This is a genomic window from Psychrobacter sp. NG27, assembly GCF_016106655.1.
GTDB lineage: Bacteria > Pseudomonadota > Gammaproteobacteria > Pseudomonadales > Moraxellaceae > Psychrobacter.
This window is the reverse complement of sequence record NZ_JADGIN010000004.1, coordinates 16,829-32,489: the sequence shown is the minus strand read 5'-3', so window position 1 is coordinate 32,489 and position 15,661 is coordinate 16,829. Positions and strand designations below refer to the sequence as shown.

Annotated in this window: 15 protein-coding genes; 6 read left to right on the top strand and 9 right to left on the bottom strand. The window is 42.8% G+C overall.

The window, feature by feature from the left end; all coding sequences use genetic code 11:
* Nucleotides 1–36 precede the first annotated feature (36 nt).
* The 4 genes from IP485_RS07790 to IP485_RS07775 all read right to left on the bottom strand — a co-directional run bounded on the left by IP485_RS07790 (nucleotide 37) and on the right by IP485_RS07775 (nucleotide 5,023).
* Nucleotides 37–1,542: a tripartite tricarboxylate transporter permease gene (locus tag IP485_RS07790; protein WP_198326761.1), complete on the bottom strand. Its 1,506-nt coding sequence runs from the start codon at nucleotides 1,540–1,542 to the stop codon at nucleotides 37–39.
* A gap of 5 nt (nucleotides 1,543–1,547) precedes the next feature.
* Nucleotides 1,548–2,003, bottom strand: coding sequence for a tripartite tricarboxylate transporter TctB family protein (locus IP485_RS07785; protein WP_194363784.1), 456 nt, complete (start codon nucleotides 2,001–2,003; stop codon nucleotides 1,548–1,550).
* Between the two features lie 111 nt (nucleotides 2,004–2,114).
* Nucleotides 2,115–3,128, bottom strand: a complete 1,014-nt coding sequence (locus IP485_RS07780) for a Bug family tripartite tricarboxylate transporter substrate binding protein (RefSeq protein WP_194363785.1) — start codon at nucleotides 3,126–3,128, stop codon at nucleotides 2,115–2,117.
* A gap of 587 nt (nucleotides 3,129–3,715) precedes the next feature.
* Nucleotides 3,716–5,023: an SLC13 family permease gene (locus IP485_RS07775; RefSeq protein WP_413787023.1), complete on the bottom strand. Its 1,308-nt coding sequence runs from the start codon at nucleotides 5,021–5,023 to the stop codon at nucleotides 3,716–3,718.
* Nucleotides 5,024–5,342: 319 nt separating this feature from the next.
* Here IP485_RS07775 and IP485_RS07770 point away from each other — a divergent pair, with 319 nt between their 5' ends.
* Nucleotides 5,343–6,068, top strand: a complete 726-nt coding sequence (locus IP485_RS07770) for a GntR family transcriptional regulator (protein WP_198326759.1) — start codon at nucleotides 5,343–5,345, stop codon at nucleotides 6,066–6,068.
* 56 nt (nucleotides 6,069–6,124) lie between these two features.
* Here the strand turns inward: IP485_RS07770 and rluF are convergent, their stop codons facing one another.
* From rluF to IP485_RS07755, 3 genes are all read right to left on the bottom strand, one after another.
* A complete protein-coding gene (gene rluF, locus IP485_RS07765; protein WP_198326758.1) occupies nucleotides 6,125–7,132 on the bottom strand; it encodes a 23S rRNA pseudouridine(2604) synthase RluF in 1,008 nt (335 codons plus the stop codon).
* 272 nt (nucleotides 7,133–7,404) lie between these two features.
* Nucleotides 7,405–7,683 (bottom strand): peptidylprolyl isomerase, encoded by a 279-nt coding sequence (locus IP485_RS07760; RefSeq protein ID WP_198326757.1) that lies wholly within the window; start codon nucleotides 7,681–7,683, stop codon nucleotides 7,405–7,407.
* Nucleotides 7,684–7,830: 147 nt separating this feature from the next.
* Nucleotides 7,831–8,286, bottom strand: coding sequence for an Lrp/AsnC family transcriptional regulator (locus tag IP485_RS07755; RefSeq protein ID WP_194363790.1), 456 nt, complete (start codon nucleotides 8,284–8,286; stop codon nucleotides 7,831–7,833).
* 148 nt (nucleotides 8,287–8,434) lie between these two features.
* Here IP485_RS07755 and IP485_RS07750 point away from each other — a divergent pair, with 148 nt between their 5' ends.
* Nucleotides 8,435–9,352: a DMT family transporter gene (locus IP485_RS07750; RefSeq protein WP_227686473.1), complete on the top strand. Its 918-nt coding sequence runs from the start codon at nucleotides 8,435–8,437 to the stop codon at nucleotides 9,350–9,352.
* A gap of 126 nt (nucleotides 9,353–9,478) precedes the next feature.
* Here the strand turns inward: IP485_RS07750 and IP485_RS07745 are convergent, their stop codons facing one another.
* Nucleotides 9,479–10,354 carry a LysR family transcriptional regulator gene (locus IP485_RS07745; protein ID WP_265090938.1) on the bottom strand — a complete coding sequence of 292 codons (876 nt, stop codon included), beginning with the start codon at nucleotides 10,352–10,354 and terminating at the stop codon, nucleotides 9,479–9,481.
* 182 nt (nucleotides 10,355–10,536) lie between these two features.
* Here IP485_RS07745 and IP485_RS07740 point away from each other — a divergent pair, with 182 nt between their 5' ends.
* Together IP485_RS07740 and IP485_RS07735 are read left to right on the top strand one after the other, a co-directional pair.
* Nucleotides 10,537–11,676, top strand: coding sequence for an alkene reductase (locus IP485_RS07740; RefSeq protein ID WP_198326755.1), 1,140 nt, complete (start codon nucleotides 10,537–10,539; stop codon nucleotides 11,674–11,676).
* Nucleotides 11,677–11,847: 171 nt separating this feature from the next.
* Nucleotides 11,848–12,069 (top strand): hypothetical protein, encoded by a 222-nt coding sequence (locus IP485_RS07735; RefSeq protein ID WP_198326754.1) that lies wholly within the window; start codon nucleotides 11,848–11,850, stop codon nucleotides 12,067–12,069.
* Between the two features lie 505 nt (nucleotides 12,070–12,574).
* Here IP485_RS07735 and IP485_RS07730 read toward each other — a convergent pair.
* A complete protein-coding gene (locus IP485_RS07730; protein WP_198326753.1) occupies nucleotides 12,575–13,024 on the bottom strand; it encodes an IS3 family transposase in 450 nt (149 codons plus the stop codon).
* A gap of 487 nt (nucleotides 13,025–13,511) precedes the next feature.
* Between IP485_RS07730 and IP485_RS13980 the strand changes: the two genes are divergently transcribed.
* Together IP485_RS13980 and IP485_RS07720 are read left to right on the top strand one after the other, a co-directional pair.
* On the top strand, nucleotides 13,512–13,703 hold the full coding sequence (locus IP485_RS13980; protein ID WP_198326954.1) for an OmpA family protein: 192 nt from the start codon (nucleotides 13,512–13,514) through the stop codon (nucleotides 13,701–13,703).
* A gap of 266 nt (nucleotides 13,704–13,969) precedes the next feature.
* A partial coding sequence (locus IP485_RS07720) for an Ig-like domain-containing protein (RefSeq protein WP_198326752.1) occupies nucleotides 13,970–15,661 on the top strand: 1,692 nt, incomplete at its 3' end.

Here is a 15,661-nt window from a genome sequence, read left to right as displayed (position 1 = left end):
CGTAGAAACAGCATATAGAGCACAGACTGGCTAAAACTAGATAGCCGTCTTTTTATAACGCTTACGATATACGCTACGTATGATGGGCATGAATACCATTAAGATAGCCAATAACCATAGAACGACAGTAATAGGGCTGCTCCATAAGATCCCCAAGTCTCCCTGAGAGATGGACAGAGCGCGTCTCAAATTAGACTCCATTAATTCACCCAGTACATAACCTAAGATAAGTGCGGATAACGGGAAGTTTAATTTACGTAAGAAATAACCAAAGACACCCAGTGCAACCATAAATACTAAGTCAAATGTGGTGCTATGGATTGAATAAACCCCTACAAAGCTGACGGCAGCAATGGCTGGTATCAATATATAGTTTGGCACATCAAGCAGCTTGGCAAATAGGCCAACCAACGGAATATTCATGACCAACAAAATAACGTTACAGATGAATAATGAGGCAATCAGACCCCAAACGATATCAGGCTGCTCAGTAAACAACTGCGGACCTGGTGTGATGTTATATAAGGTCAATGCGCCCATCATGACCGCTGTCGTACCAGAACCTGGTACACCCAAAGTCAACATCGGTACAAATGAACCACAAGCTGAGGCATTGTTTGCTGCCTCTGGTGAAGCAACACCGCGAAGATCGCCGTCACCAAAGGTGCCAGTATCACCAGCGATTTTGCGTTCACTGGCATAAGTCATGGCACTGGCAATAGTCGCGCCTGCGCCAGGCAGAATACCAACAACGAAACCCATCAGACCACTACGGAGCATAGCGCCAAAGGCAAAGGTAAACTCTTTAAAATTTAGTAAACTACGCTTGCCTTGAGCAATAATCTTATGCCCAGTCGTTGTTTTTTCTAGTAAGATTAAAATCTCACTCACACTGAAAAAACCAATAACGATAGTTGTAAACTGGATACCGTCAGATAGGTTCACGGAATCAAAGGTAAATCGATAAATACCCGTAACCGCATCAACGCCCACGGTTGCAAGACCAAGACCAATTAATGCCGCAATACCAGTTTTAACAGGTTGGTCACCGACTAATCCACTTAAACAGGTGATCGCAAAAACCATCAATACAAAGTATTCAGCGGGTCCAAATGAGATTGCCCATTTGGCAAGTAAAGGGGCAAACAGCACCACGCCGATAGTAGCGATAGTCGCACCAACGAATGAGCTGACAGCCGACAAAGACAGAGCAATACCCGCCTTTCCTTGCTTTGCCAGTGGATAACCATCCAACGTGGTCATAATAGCACCAGCATCACCGGGTACATTGATGAGGATGGCGGAAATACGACCACCATACTCACACCCGAGATAAACGGCTGCTAACAAAATGAGCGCGCTCTCTGGTGGTAGTCCAAGTGCAAAGGCGAATGGCAGTAAAATTGCCACACCGTTGATCGGACCTAGACCGGGCAACATGCCTACAATCGTGCCCAAAAAAGCACCGATAAGTGCAATCAATAAGTTTTGCGGGGTAGATGCGATAGCAAAGCCATGCATCAAAAAATCAAAAGTATCCATATTGGCTATCCCATTATCCCTGATAACAATCCAAGTGGTAATTTGACGTCTAAAAGTGTGTCAAATAAAACGTATAAGCCAATACTGATTAACACTGAAAAGATAAAGCTTTTTAGAGGATTACCTGCAAACAGTAAACCTACCGCAAAAGACATCAGAATAGTGGCAAGAATAAAGCCCAACACTTCAAAAATAAGACCATAGACCAATAAGGCTAGCGCACAAAGTATCAAGTTTCTAATGATAGGTTTAGTCAGCGCCAAATCAATAGGCTTAGTAAAACTTGCTGGACGAAAAGCGACCACTAGAGCACCAAATGCCAGCAATGAAAAGATTAAAATAGGATAAGGACGAGGGCCAATCGGGTCATAAGCAATAGGGGCAACGTAGCCAATGGCTAAGTATATTAAGAACAAACTAACCAGTGCCATGAGCCCAGAAAATAGACGTTCCATTGTCATAGTATGATTCCTAAAAACTGAAGTTAAAAGGCTGGCAGGTAATGGCCAGCCTTTAAAAAATACAATGAAAATTTAGCATTCAATTATTAAGATTGTTAAGTTTCAATGTGACTATTTGGCTGTAGTGTCAACAAGACCGTATTCAGCAGATAACTCACGTAGCTCACCAGTACGCTTATAGACGTACGCTTGTAGCTCTTCACCAGTCATAGAGAATGGCAGTAATTCTTGCTGCTCACGTATTTCAGCAAATTTTGGATCAGCAAGCATTTTGTCAAATGTTCCTTTCCACCAGTCATAGGCTGCAGGACTCACATCTGGACCCATATAGTAGCCGCGAACCACTGGCCAAGTGACATCATAGCCTTGCTCTTTGGCAGTTGGGATATCGGTCATCGTGCCGCCCAGTCTCTCATCTGCAAACACAGCTAGGACGCGTAATTTACCCGCATTGGCTTGTGGCATAATCTCAGCGATACCAGCACTAACAACGGTAATATGGTTACCCATGACCGCTGTAATTGCTTCACCGCCACCTTCCATCGCAACATAGGTCATGTCGTTCGGATTGACACCAACGGCTTTGGCTAAGATAGCGGTTTGCATCCAATCTTGACCGCCGACACTACCACCAGCACCAAAGCTAATAGATTTTGGATCTGATTTTAATGCAGCGACCAATCCCGCCAAATCTTTGATAGGTGACTCTGCGTTGATCGCAATAGCGCCATAGTCAGTACCGACACCCGCCAACCATTTCACGTCTTTCTCAGTGAATTTACCGAATTTACCTTGCGATAAATTGAGGATAGAACCCGTTGAGAACGCGATAATCGCATCATTATTGTCACGATCATTGGCAACGATTTTGTTGTAAGCAACCGCGCCAACACCGCCTGGCATATAAGTGACACGCATAGGCTCTGTCAAAAGGCCAGTATCTTTTAGGCCAGCTTGAGCAAGCTTACAAGTCAAATCAAAGCCGCCACCTGGTTTTGCTGGGGCAATACATTCTGGACGCGAAGGGGCATCATAACTGGCTTCAGATGCAGTCGTTTCGGTTTTGTTACATGCGGCAAGGGTCAGTACAGAAAGGCCAAGAGCTAGATAGGATAATTTTTTCACACGACACTCCTTGTGTGTATTGCTGATTAAAAAATTCAATAGAATTATGAGTCAGACTAGAATTATGAGATACAAAGTTCAGGCAATCGTAATAGAGGTTGCTCAACTTCATAAAAGTAGAGTTTTTAGCGTTTTGCAAAAGTAACAGAATATTATAAAAATAACAAGAAACATATGTATGTATACATGAATTTTATTTTAAGGTAATATCACAATGACTGATGACAAACTATTTATTGCCCCAATTTTAAGTAAGAAATGACACAGAGAAATCTTCCGAATACAGAGCGGTAATGGTAATAAAAATTAATAGATACAATGGTTTATGGTTATAATTCACCATGAGGGATATGTTAAAAACATGCTAGGGTGATTTATTGCGGATAAGGAAAAGCGCTAACGTAGTAGATGCAGTTAGTAAGATGAGACTAAGCGCTATAAAACGATACAAAGGGTGATTCAATAGATATTTAAGACATTTGGTCGTATCTGTCAGGTAAAAGACAGCGGTGCCAAAACTGTCTTTTGGAAGGGGTTTTCTGAAGGGTAGGGTATGTTTCCATGCTCAACATAAGCACACACGCTAGCTAAAATAGCAGCTGGATAAGTAAAATGGCTAGTATGCCGATACCAATATCTAAGGGCACTGCCTTGAATAATAGCGCATTGAACAGCTTATTTTTTTCGATAACCACTTGAGATGCCCCTAACATGAGGCTACCTCCTGATGAGAAAGGGGAGAGTGATGAGCTTTGCGCTCCTACCACAATACAGGTAAATAATAACAAAGGGCTTAATCCAGAGGCGACGGCTAGGGGCAGCACCATAGGGAACAAAGTAGGAGCGACCACGCCGAGTGTACTAGCAAAGAGAGACATGATTGCACTGATAACGAAGATTAAAATCGGTATCAGCCAGATAGGAACGTTGGTACTGAGCCACTCTGTTAGCTCGTAGATAACACCGATTTCAACCCCAAGGCCAATCAACATACCGACCCCACAAATCATAATGAGCGTATTCCAAGGTATTAAAGCGATCACCTTTTTTTCGTCACCCAATTTTAACAATAAACTAATTAAGGCGAAAAAAATGGCAATAAAACCAATGTCAACTCGAGCGTTCAAAAACTGAATCGCTTCTACGTTAGGCATGAGTAAGTTTGAGATAGGTATAATGAGCACAATGGCCATCATTATGAAAATTAGGATAATAGACTGTTTCTGCTTATCATCGAAAGGCTCTGGTACTATCGTTTGAATCGCAATTTTGCTATTTTTCGCATTGAAAAAGCAATAGATACTCAAGACGATCACTGGTATTAAAAAGGTCGCAGCGAAGACGCCTAAAACATAAGTAAAGGTATTATCATTTGCGACGCCTGCCCCGCGCATCAGCTCTCTAAAGATGACACCGCTCTGTGAGGTGATAAAGTTAGCACCAGCTAATGCACCATAGTTCACAGATAAAGTAGCAACGACCAGATTTAAGTTAGTGCGTTTAGACAACAGCAGGATCATCGGGGCCATCGTGGCTAAGACCGTGTAATACCCAGCCCCTAAGCCTGCAACGATGGTAGCGGCGAAGAAAATAACCAACGGCAATAATTCGGGAAAGTGACGACATCTATAGATTAAATGATTCGATAGCTTTTCTAAAGCACCGTTCGCCAGAGGAAAGTTGTAAAAGAGCGTCACAGCAAAGATAACAAAGAAGATTTTGAGAGGCCATAGCTCAATAATCTCATGAGTTTTCAGCCCCATACCAAAACAACCGATAAGGTATGAGAAGGCAATGGCAAACAGACCAATATTGATTTTGGTGGTATAGCCCAATATGATACATATGACTATAGCGGCTAGAATATAAAGAGTCATGACTGCCCCTGATCTCAACTGTATGAATTCTATAAAAAACCATAGCAGTTTTTACAGAGTAAAGCGTATTACGCTAATAGTGACGAGTAATTTCGTAAACGAGATGCTTGTAGCTTGTCCTACAAGCCCGTCTGGCTCAATAGAATGATAGCAAAAAAGGCTACGTCAATTAGACAAGATTGTTCATAAATGTCTAATGATTTAATATTAATTTGATATACATTGAAGTTACTTAAAAAGTCAGACAGGTTGATCAGGGATAATGTGGTTTTACGTCAATAGCAATATTTGGCAAGATGGATACAATTAACAAAAACCTTTCTGTAGTGGTGAAAAAATGTTGAAAGATTTACAAAGTTTTAAATTGCCACGTTACGAGCAAGTACGATGGCATATCCTAACGCTACTTACGGAAAGTAAGTGGGATGAAAAAACACCTTTACCAACTGAGCAGGAGTTTGCAGATAAGTATCAAGTATCGGTAGGAACCGTTCGTAAAGCGGTCGAAAAGCTGGTCGATGATGGGGTGTTGACTAAGTACCAAGGCCGCGGTACTTTTTTAAAGCGTCCAAACTTTGAGAGCTCATTATTAAGATTTTTCAAATTTCGTGACAAAGGCGCTTGCTATGCGACACCGACAGGCGTGGTGAAAAAGCTGATGGTGATAGAGGGTATTGAAGAGATTAACGAAAAACTAGATATAAGTAAGAATAAACCGCTCATTTATATAGAGCGTGTGCGCCTCATTGAAGGAAAAGTATCACTCAGTGAAAAGATTTGGCTACCTAAGAGTCGCTATCAAGCTTTTATTGATCTAGAGCCTGAAGATTTTGAGAATCTGCTGTATCCGTTTTACTACACCAAGTGTGGTCAGTTTGTCTCGTCTGCCGTAGAGACGCTATTCTTTATCGCTGACCACGTCGATCCTTATTTGGGCAATACTACGCGAGAAAACCTCGTAAAAGTATGCCGCGTCGCTAAGAATCTATCAGGTGACCCTATCGAATATCGGGAGTCCTATGGGTTAGCAGAGAAGTTCAGCTATGAGGCTCATATTGTTTAGTGAACGGCTCCGTAACGATTTGGTCGAATGGTAGCAGCCTCGTTATTGGCTGGCTGCTAAGACCGCTTAGACCCTCGACCTTTTGCAGGGCGCTTGCCGTTGGTGGCGGGTTTACCATTGCCTCCAGATTTGCCACTACTCCCTGACGGCTTACCACGACCAGCAGGACGTCCATCTCTACCTTTAGAACCAGCGGGTTTTCTAGCATCATCCTTGGCGTAATGGTTACGGCCTTTGGCTGCACCCGCTGATTTTGACGATGATTTCTCTTTTGCTGAGGTATTGCTATGAGGTTTTTTTCGTGGTGCATTACGAGACTTTTTACCTGAATGACTGTCTTGCGAGGAAGAGTCTTCTACAGACTTAAGTAAAATGGACAGCTCTTTTGGGGTTAGGTCTCGCCAGTCTCCAACGGGCGTACCCTTGAGACTCACATTCATAATCCGTGTACGCTCAAGCTTGACGACTTCATAGCCGAAATGCTCACACATACGGCGAATTTGGCGGTTTAAACCTTGGATTAGTGTGATATTAAACACGTTGGGCGCGACCTTAGTCACGGGGCATTTTTTCGTCATCTTGCCAAGCATCGGCACACCGCCTGCCAAACCCTCGATAAAGCTGTCTGTTATTGGCTTATTGACCGTGACCAAATACTCTTTTTCGTGGTTATTACCAGCACGTAACACCTTATTGACCAAATCGCCATTATTGGTCAAAAAGATTAACCCTTGAGAGTCTTTATCCAAACGACCAATCGGGAAAATACGTACCGAATGCCTCACAAAATCGACAATGTTGTTTTTCTCTGAGCTTTCTGTGGTGCTCACAATGCCCACCGGCTTATTCAAGACAATAAAAACAAAATCATCGGCCTCTCGTGGCTCAATCAGCTGCCCATTGACTTTTACTGCATCTCCAGCGACCACTTGCGCGCCTACTTGAGCACGCTTGCCATTGATGTATACATTACCTTGTTCAATAAAGCGATCCGCGTCTCGTCTGGAGCAGATACCACTTTCGCTGATGTATTTATTTAAACGAGTCGTGGAAGCGTTAAACATAAAGCACCGTTTTACCTGATAAAAAGCTTTTTTTTAAAAAGCCTAAATTGAATGGATTATCAACAACGAAATGGCTCACATTATATAGGAAGTTCAGGAATTCTTTGATGAGAGATCCGCGAAAACCTACAAACATATCCAGCGTTGTATTAACCAGAATGGCGTCGAAATCACTTCTTTATGATGTCAAAGGGTCAAAAAGCTTAGGGCGTATTTTAAAACATAGAAGGCGTACTGCCGTTGGTCTACAATCATAGCGCCGACGCGCGTGCTTAGGTTCTGTAAAGCACTTTGACCACATGCCAGCCGAATTTGGTTTTCACTAAATGCGGGGTGTAGAGTTCACTGTTGAAGCAGACTTTATCAAATGCCGGTACCATGTCGCCTTTTTGAAACTCGCCTAAACTGCCACCTTTCTTACCTGATGGGCAGTTTGAATATTTTTTGGCCAGCACATCGAACTTAGCACCTTTTTTAAGCTTGACGATAAGGTCTTCAGCCACTTCTTTGTGTTTTACTAAAATATGTAATGCGTTAGCGGTACGAGCCATGATGTAAACCTGTCATAAAATATTGATTATCGGGGCATTATATCATTACTTGCCTTGGTTGCTCACCTCACTTGTAGGCATTGCTTTACCAACAGCCATTATTGTAATGACTCACTCATTTAGGACAGCTGACAAGCGTCAAAAATATCAGATAAAAATGGGCAGCGTCGTTTTCTGTATGACTTTTCGTACGGATAAATGGGTATGTATGTCTTTAACGCTGGTCAGCTTATGTAATTTACGAGTGAACTCTTCATAACCATTGAGGTCTGGGCTTACCACTTCTAATAAATAATCGTAAGGGCCCGAAACTACATGCCCATTGATTACCTCATCCATCTCGGATAACGCTTGTTCAAAGGCGGTAATCGATCCTTCTTGATGGTTGCTCAGACTGACTTCCACAAAAAAACTCATCGCAATGCCAGCTTTGGTTTTGTTTACGTTCGCTTGGTAGCCCTCTATATAACCTTCATCTTCTAAACGTTTCAAGCGTCTGGCACACGGCGAGGGTGACAACCCCACACGCTCGGACAATTCAGCCGTTGATAAGCGTCCTTCTTGTTGAAGCACTTCCAAAATATGACGGTCGATTTTATCCATACATTACCTTTGTGGTGTTTTCAGCTGAATATCTTTCTTTATTTGGCATTATCCACCAAATAATCATAAATTTGCAATAAAAAAATAGAGATAAAAGCGCAATTTTTGATTGATAATTAGGCTTTATATACAAGCATAAGCCATCCATATGAATACCATCTCTCAGCCCTCATCACGCAAAAATCCCTTGTTTACCTTGTCTCCGCTGATGAAAGGCTATGCGGCGATGATGGTTGTGATATTGATTTGGTCAGGCTTTGCATTGACTGTGAGGGCAGTTGGGGCATCGTCGTTAAGCATGGCAGATGTCATGCTTATTCGATTTAGCGTGCCATTACTGTTATTAACGCCTTGGGTATTCTCTAGTTTGAAGGAAATCAAAAATATGAGAGGGGCTGATGTCATTTTTATTTTATTTGGCGGTGCTCCCTTTCTCTTGCTCGCCACTTTTGGCGCGAGCACTGCTCCAGCAGCTTACGTGGGTACTATTTTGACAGGGACGCCCGTATTCTTTGCCGCACTCTTATCCTTTATTTTTTATCGTCAGCGAATCTCGCTAAAGAAATTTTTGGCATTCATGATTATTTTCTTTGGCATAGCCACGATGATGGTGGGGAACGCAGGGCCAACACCTAGTAGTCTGCTACAGGGTATGGCTTTTTTACTGATTGCAAGTTTGGTGTGGGCAGGTTACACCTTAGGCCTAAAAAGTACGAGTTTGAGTCCAGTTGCGGTTGCTATCGTCCTGTCTTACACCGCGTTTTTTATGACATTAGTGCTGATTTTATCGGGTCTTTTAGAGACCAACCTCGGAGCTGTCTCTTTTGACGATGCGCTACCTTTCATCTTAATACAAGGCGTTGGCGTTGGTATCGTCTCAACCATTGGGTTTTCTTATGCGGTCAACAAACTCGGTTCCATTCGCACCTTGCTGCTTGGCTCCCTGTCTCCTGGATTAACCGCTTTACTCGCAGCGTTGATACTCAATGAGTCCTTATCAATCGCAATGATGTGCGGCATCGTGTTAAGCACAGTTGGTGTCATTTTATCCAATCGAGCGCAATAAACTAGGATCTATCCTCATTGTAAACATGAAGATAAAAACGCGGTAAGATTGCCAACGCTATATATTTATATCAAACTAAGGAAGGTTAAAGGTAACGTCAAAATGGGTGACAGCTAGCATCACTTATCATAGGTTTCTCAACTGCTCAATCAACCAACGATGTATACCACTGTCGCTAGTACGTGGATGCCATGCCGCGATGACTTTAAAAGTAGGTGGCAATGCTTCAACCTCAAGTTCTTTAACCTTACTGTTCGGTAATAACCGTGAAGGATAAAATGCAATCATATCGGTCGTATGCAAAATATCTGGTACGGCTGAAAAGCTAGGAACTGACATCACAATATTTCTTTTTAGACCTTTTTCTGCAAACCATTGATCATGAGATCCGCGCAAATTAGCACGCGAGGGTGACACGACTAGCTGCGCGTGTGCGGCCACTTGTGCCAGTGTTAATGTTTCTGTTGGAAGTTTATTTTCACAGCCCGTCACGCATAAATGCTGCTCTTCAAACAGAGTGACATACGATAAGTTATCAGGGATGAATTCGGGAAAGGTAATCAGCAAATCAAGCTCGCCTGCCGCAATCAGTTGATTAATATTGTCTGAGGCAAAATCACGTACAATCAATTTCAAATCTGGTGCGGCGCGCCGTGTAATATTAAACAATTGCGGTAATAATGCCTGCGTGGCATAGTCAGTCGCACTAATCGTAAAGATGCCCTTATATGTGTGCGGCATAAAAACCTCTGGCTCTAACAAATCTTCTAACTCTTTTAATATATGGTCAAGGGGCTGCTGCATTGATAGCGCCTTTGGCGTTGCTACCATGCTATTGCCTTGACGAATAAACAGGCGATCATCAAACACCTCACGTAACTTACGCAGTTGCTCACTGATGGCTTGTTGGGTCAGCCCCATTTTGCGTGCGACTTGCGACAAGTTTTTTAGATCAAGCAGCGCCTGTAATACTCTAAGCTGCTTAATATCGAGCCGATTCATACCATTCATCATGCATACCATTAATAGTTGTATCTTAAACAATAAGTGGTTGTTTCTAATTGTACCCTCAAAACGTTATGCTGACTAACATTGCTTAAGTAGCCACTAAATGAGCTATCAAGCATCAAAACAGGCCAAATACCTTTAATAATAAGCCAACAGCTGCTTTAAAAGAGACACTTATGACACAAACCATTCTAAACACAAATACACTTTTTTCCTCTGTAACACTTGGGCCTTATACACTCAAAAACCGCATCGTGATGCCACCGTTGACACGCTCTCGCAGTACGCAACCTGACAATATCCCTAATGACTTAATGGCAGAATACTATGTACAGCGCGCGTCCGCTGGATTTATGGTGACTGAAGGTACGCAGATTGAACCAAGAGGCCAAGGCTATGCTTGGACGCCAGGTATCCATTCACCAGCCCAAGTGGAAGGCTGGAAAAAAGTTACGCAAGCAGTACATGACAAAGGCGGTATTATTTTTGCTCAGCTTTGGCACGTGGGCCGTGTGTCTCACATTAGCTTACAACCTAATGGTGCTCAGCCTGTAGGGCCTTCTGATATTACCGCTGATAACGTAAAAGTATTTATTGAAACAGGTCCGGGTACAGGCGCATTGGCCGATCCAAGTGAGCCACGCGCCCTCAGTACCGATGAAGTGGGTGAGCTGGTAACGATGTATGCTCAGGCTGCACGCAATGCATTAGAGGCGGGTTTTGATGGGGTAGAGTTGCATTGTGCCAATGGTTATTTGGTCAATCAGTTTATTTCTGAGCATAGCAACACACGTGATGACCAATACGGCGGTTCGTTGATCAATCGTTTGCGCTTCTTAAAAGAAATCGTCGCTGCTGTCAGTGAGGTGGTTGGCGCTGATCGTTTGGGCGTACGCTTTGCGCCATTATTTGCCAGTACCACTGAGACACGTGTGTATTTGGGCTTGGTAGAGTCGGACCCTCATCATACGTATGTCGAAGCGGTCAAAGTACTGGAACAAGCGGGCATTGCTTACTTGTCTATTGCTGAAGCTGATTGGGACAATGCGCCTGATTTGCCAGACACTTTTTATCAAGCGGTCAGAGAAGAATTTTCAGGTCGTATTATTTATGCCGGCAAGTATACGGTACAAAAAGCCGTGAATATTTTAGAAAAAGGCTACGGTGATTTATTCGCGTTTGGTCGCCCTTTTATTGCCAATCCAGATTTGCCAGAGCGTATCGCCAATAACTGGCCATTGAATGAGGCAGACCCTGCCACTATGTATGGTGGTACTGATGTGGGCTATAGTGATTATCCTTACTATCAAGAATAGCAAAGCATATAAACAGTGAACAAGATAAGGCCATTAATACTAATGGCCTTATTTTTGTTTATAAATTTGGGACTTGTTGGACATTCATAAGCAGTCAATCATCAAGCGACAATTATCGTTTTTGTCGCTTAAAAATTTTTCTTTTATCATTTTATCAATAGGTAGTAGGCAATGAATCAGAATACTAAAGACAGACTTATACGTATATTGGTAGGGTATGTCGGACTTTATCCAACGCTCCTGATCGTATTGACATTATTGAAACCTGTGACTCAAGGCTTAAGCCTGCCAGTGGTGGTATTAATCGAAACCATCATACTTGTGCCCTTGACACAGCTGGTGTCATTCCCGCTAGCAGGCAAGCTGATTGATATGCTGAGAAAAAATAAATAATGGTTGTTTACGTCTTTTTTAGGTTTTGATATCTGAACAGCCCCGACTTTATCGTAAGTTGATTTACTTAGGTCAGGCAGAGATGCCTGACAGAGTTGAATTATCATAATATCGCTTTTCAAGTTCAAAAGTTGATACATAATCAATCGTGCTATGTAGATGAGTTTTGTGGAACCTGAAAAACATTAAAAATTGATTAATTATCGATTTAGCTTTGCAAGACGAAAGCTGTGCTCGAAGTACCGCCCATTCAAAGGTTGCTAGTTCAACATCATTTACACTATTCCAGCTCTGCTTTAGGTATTTAATCACCTCAGACTTATACAGTCTCTTGACCGTTTCAACTAATACAATATTATATAAATCACCAGTAGTGCCCATAAAAATGATAACCCCAAAGATGTCATTCGCTATGATGAATCACATATTTGGGCTTATTTCTGTCTGCTATACATTGATTTAATGCTGCCATCACCATATTGGTGTTCATACGATTAAATACTTTTCATCCGACGATAGCGCGAGCAAACACATCAACAATAAAAGCGGTATACACCCAGCCACTCGTTGTCTTGATATAAGTGAAGTCCGCAACCCACAGCTGATTAGGACGATGAGCATTAAAGTTACGATTGAATAGGTCATATGCGCGCTTTTGGTCATCACGACTGTGAGTTGTTATTTTCCCTTTACCACGCCAAACCCCTTGCAGCTCATACTGAGTCATTAACCGCTCTACCGTACAACGAGCCACATGAATGCCATCCGCTTTCATCTGCTGCCAAACCTTACGAGCACCATAACAATATTTGCTGTCCTGCCAAATATGTTTAATCTCACTGAGATAAGACTCGTCATGCTGCTGGCGTAAAGAGCGCTTGTTTGAGTTGTCACTTAAGTCTTTAGCGCGATAATAAGTTGATGGGGCAGGAAAACGTGCAAAAGCCATAAGCATTAGAAAAGTGAATAGAGTTCGTTTGCATAGTGAAATTAATTATATGTTAGATGTTGAGTTCGAAGAGCAGTATTGTAATAGTACTAACCTGTTTGCCATTGCTACCTGACTCAGGTAAGTTACATCTCCGATGTAGTCGGTGGCAGTTAAACCTGATGAGAGGTCGAAAACAAGTTATGAGCAGCTAGAGTAGACCTACTCTTTTACTATAGTATAGTAAACATATAATTAATTTTTACTTAATCATGAGTTTGCAAAGACGAATGGTGTCAGTATTAAAGCTTTGATTTATAGAGGGTTTAACCACTGATGAAGCACCAATAATAAAATGATAAGATAAGATAAGATAAGATAAGATAAGATAAGATAAGATTATGAGGATATTACTGAAAAATACTATTGCCATCATCTTGCCAATAACTTTATTTAGAATGTCTTCTTACGCTATTGCTGATGGTATAGATAACGATAGTGATAATCGTCGTATATAAGGTGTTATAAAGTTATCATCGATCTCGAAGTATTATTTGAGACGGATAAATCTATTTTACGTCCAGAATACCATGCCAAAATAGCTGAATTGGCAGCATTTATGAAGCAATATCCTAACACGTTAATAATTATCGAGAGACATGCCGATAGCAGCGGTAACAAGAACTATAACCAAGTATTGTCATAACGTCGAGTAGATACAATCAAAGGAGTTTTGATCTCGCAGTTTGGAGGCAGTACTGAGTGTCTTGCCGGCATTGGTTATGGAGAGTTTAAACAAAGAAATGGTAGTGATACGGTAGAAAGGTGACAGTTGAACCGTCGAGTCGTGACTGCGATAGAAAAACGTAATCGATAATTGTGTTTTTCTTCGATTAATTAGGCCACCTGATAATAAGCTAACTTAGACAACATATTTAAATATTGAATTAAATTGAATTAAAAGGTGAAAACATGAATACGATTATAGTAAAAACTAACGATGCGACTCAGACTATCAGCCAAGTACAAGTAGCAACCAAGGATGGAACGCCTACTATTATTACCGCTATGGATAGAGTGAACTACGAGTTCCATGATACTGCTATTGGTCGTGCACCTAACCATATCATTACTAAGCGTATAAAAAATGACTTGCATGTCTCGTTTGAAAAAGACGGTCAAGAGAGTGATTTGATCATAGAAGGATTCTATGAGGAACCAGATAGTGCCTTGATCGGAATCGCTGAAGATGGTGAATATTATTATTATATTCCTGATACTGGTGAGACTTATGATTATGTCACACAGTTAGAAGTTGGCGATGTTGAGGGACAGGCTTTAGGTGGTGAGGATTATGTCGCTGTCGCTGCTATACCATGGTGGATTCCTGCCGCAGCTGCATTAGGCTTAGCGGGTATAGCTGCGGCGTTAAGTGGAAGAGGGGATGACAATGTCATAGCGCCTGTGAAAAATGCCCCTGTGGCAACCGATGGCGCTATCAGCACCCCAGAAGGTACGGTTATCGCTGTACCGCTGATTGCCAGTGACATCGATGGCGTGGTTGAGGGCATCACCCTCACCACCTTGCCAGATGCTGCCCAAGGCGTCCTAAGTTACACCAATGCGGCAGGGGACAGTGTGCCTGTCGTCGCGGGTACCCCGCTGAGTGCTGCTGAAGCGGCCACCGTCCTCTTTACCCCAACTGAGAACTTCAATGGTGCGGTGGACGATATCGAATTCTTCGCCACCGATGATGATGGCCTAGACTCAGCGCCTGCCACCGTGACGGTCAACGTCACTGACGTGAACACCCCGCCAACGGCTGACGATCAAAGTCTGACGACCGATGAAGATACCGCGGTGTCTGTGCCGCTCATAGGCGCTGACATCGATGGCACGGTTGTGAGTGTCACCGTATTGCAAGTACCGCCTGCCAATCAAGGGGTACTTACCTATGAAGATAATGGACAAACGGTTGAACTCACGCCAGGTACCGTATTAACCGCTGACCAAATCACCAGTGTTATGTTCACTCCTGCGCTAAACTTCAACGGACGAGTCAGCAACATCCAATTCACCACCACTGACGACGATGGCGCCATATCAGCGCCAGCCACAGTTAAGATTACGGTAACTCCTATTGTTGACATCACTCATGTTGTTATCATGGGAGACGAGAATATTATTGAAGGTGAAGAAGCTGGATACACAGTCAAGTTTTTGGATGAAAGCGGTAACCCCGTCATCGTCACTCAAGACACCGATGTCACCGTCACCTTTAACAATGGCAGCACCCAAGACGCAGACACCGAATATAACAATGCCCAAACCATCACGGTCACCATACCCGCGGGACAATCGAGCGCCGCGCTTAACGTTGACACCATAGATGACTATCTTGCCGACGATGGCGAAAACTACAGCCTCACCATCACCAGTGTTGGCGCCAACGAATTTGAAGCGGTTGACTTTAGTGACGAGGCGACCAATACCGTCACCACCACCATCGACAGCAACAATGCAGGCGACAGCGCGAATGAAGGTGGACTTGATAGCAATGATAGTGTGTATGTCAAACTAACCGGCGATGACAGCCAAATAGAAGCAGACGATGCTGTACTGACTCATACCTTATCACTTGTGGATGCTGACGGTCAGCCTGTC